Source organism: Nioella sp., assembly GCF_964229645.1.
GTDB lineage: Bacteria > Pseudomonadota > Alphaproteobacteria > Rhodobacterales > Rhodobacteraceae > Nioella.
The window spans coordinates 1-2,171 of the sequence record NZ_CAXREX010000276.1 but is presented as its reverse complement, the minus strand read 5'-3'; the positions used below and the strand labels follow the sequence as shown (position 1 = coordinate 2,171).

Annotated in this window: 3 protein-coding genes; all 3 read right to left on the bottom strand. The window is 67.2% G+C overall.

All coding sequences use genetic code 11. The features are described from left to right. Positions 1 to 112: 112 nt before the first annotated feature. Positions 113 to 988, bottom strand: a complete 876-nt coding sequence (gene serB, locus ACEQXV_RS17885; protein ID WP_370270299.1) for a phosphoserine phosphatase SerB — start codon at positions 986 to 988, stop codon at positions 113 to 115. Between the two features lie 89 nt (positions 989 to 1,077). Beyond that, positions 1,078 to 1,515 carry a ribose 5-phosphate isomerase B gene (gene rpiB / locus ACEQXV_RS17880; protein ID WP_370270298.1) on the bottom strand — a complete coding sequence of 146 codons (438 nt, stop codon included), beginning with the start codon at positions 1,513 to 1,515 and terminating at the stop codon, positions 1,078 to 1,080. 64 nt (positions 1,516 to 1,579) lie between these two features. Then, positions 1,580 to 2,171: tyrosine-type recombinase/integrase (locus ACEQXV_RS17875; protein ID WP_370270297.1), on the bottom strand; the 592-nt coding region annotated here is incomplete at its 5' end.

Sequence of the window (2,171 nt, the reverse complement as noted above, 5' to 3'; positions counted from 1 at the left end):
GGCGGCAAAGGTTCGGGTCAGCTGTGTCATACCCACAGGCTGGCCCGATTCTTTTATTAACGCAAATGTTAATTAACGCATGCGCGCATTATTGCGCCGCGAGGAAGGCCGGTTAACCGGCCGAGGAGCCGACGAACTCGGCCTTCGCATAACCCTGCAGATACAGCAGCGCGCTCAGATCGCCGTGGTTCACCCGGATCTCGCATTGCGCGGCCACCGTCGGCTTGGCGTGCAGCGCCACACCGGCCCCGGCGCGGGTCAGCATGCCCAGATCATTGGCCCCGTCCCCCACGGCGATCACCTCGCCTTCGGTGATCCCCAGGCGCGCAGTGATCTCTTCCAGGGCCTGTACCTTGGCCTCGCGCCCCAGGATCGGGCGGCCGACCTCTCCGGTCAGGGTGCCGCCTTCGGCGATCAGCGTGTTGGCGCGGTTTTCGTCAAAGCCAAGCGTTTCGGCGATCCTGGCGGTAAAGGCGGTGAACCCGCCCGAGACCAGCGCGCAATAGGCCCCGTTGGCCTTCATGGTCGCCAAAAGCTCGGGCCCGCCGGGCATCAGGGTGATGCGGGTGTCGATGACCTGCTGGATCACGGTCTCGGGCAGGCCCTTCAGCAGGCCGACCCGTTCGGTCAGCGCGCCTTCGAAATCCAGCTCTCCGTTCATGGCGCGGGCAGTGATGTCCTTGACGCGCTCGCCCACGCCGGCCTCTTCGGCCAGTTCATCGATGCATTCCTGCTGGATCATGGTGCTGTCCATATCGGCCAGCAGCATCTTCTTCTTCCGGCCCTCGGCGGGCTGGATGTTCAGATCAATGGCCAGTGCCTGAAGATCGGACCAGATGTCGCGAAAATTGCCAGGCACTTCGGACAGGGGAAATTCGGCCGCGTGATCCGGGGCCAGCCAGGTGACCGTGCCGCCCCCCCAGGCGTTGCGCAGCGCCTCGACGGCGGCGGGATCCAGGGTTTTGGCAATCAGTGTGGCGATATACATGGGCGGCCCCTTTCGATGTCGGGGCCATTAAGCACGGGACAGCCGAAAGGGCCAGCCCGTGCCTTGGTCGTGTGTATCAGAGGGGCCGATCAAGCCCCTTCGATCATGTCCACGCGGGTGGCATGGCGGCCGCCTTCGAATTCGGTGGCCAGGAAGGCCTCGACGATCTCAAGCGCCAGGCTGTCGCCGACGACGCGCGCGCCGATCGACAGGATCTGCGCATTGTTGTGGGCGCGGATCATCTTGGCCGAGAAGGTGTCGGAACAGACGCCGCAGCGGATGCCCTCGACCTTGTTGGCGGCCATCATGATGCCCTGCCCGGTGCCGCACAGGATGATCCCCAGCGCGCAATCGCCCGAGGCGACGCGCTCGGCGGCGGCCTGTCCGTGCAGGGGGTAATGGGTGCTTTCCGGGCTGGTCGGGCCGATATCGACCGCCTCGTATCCCAGCACGGTGACGTGGCGGGCGATGGTCTGGCGCAGCTCGATGGCGGCGTGGTCGCTGGAAAGAACGATGCGCTTGGTCATGGCAGGATCCGTGGCTGGGAGGCGAGTCGCGCATCCCTTAGCCTGTTTGCGCGGGGCGTGCCACTCAGCCTTTGCGCGCGCGGGGATGGGCGGCGTTATAGGCTTCCATCAGGCGCGCGGTATCGACGCCGGTATAGATCTGCGTGGTGGACAGGTTGGCGTGGCCCAGAAGCTCCTGAATCGCGCGCAGATCGCCGCCCCGGCTGAGCAGATGCGTGGCGAAGGAATGGCGCAGGGCATGGGGCGTCGCGCTGGCGGGCAGCCCCAGCCGCAGGCGCACGCCCTCCATCGCGCGGGTGATGAGGCGCGGGTTCAGCGGCCCGCCGCGCAGCCCGCGAAAGAGCGGCGCGTCGGGGTCAAGCGGGTAGGGGCAGAGCCCTGTATAGCGTGCCACGGCCTGCGCGGCTGCGGGGATCACCGGCACCAGCCGCTCTTTGCCGCCCTTGCCCAGGATGCGCAGGCTGGTGCCCGGCGTCTCGGCTATGACGGCATCGCGCCCGGTGAGACCCAGCGCTTCGGAGATCCGCAGGCCGCAACCATAGAGCAGGGTGGCGACGGCGGTGTCGCGGGCGCGGATCCAGGCCTCGGCCTTGTCGTCGCTGATCGATTGGGTCACGGCGCGGGCGGCGTCTTCGTCCAGCGGGCGGGGCAGGGGC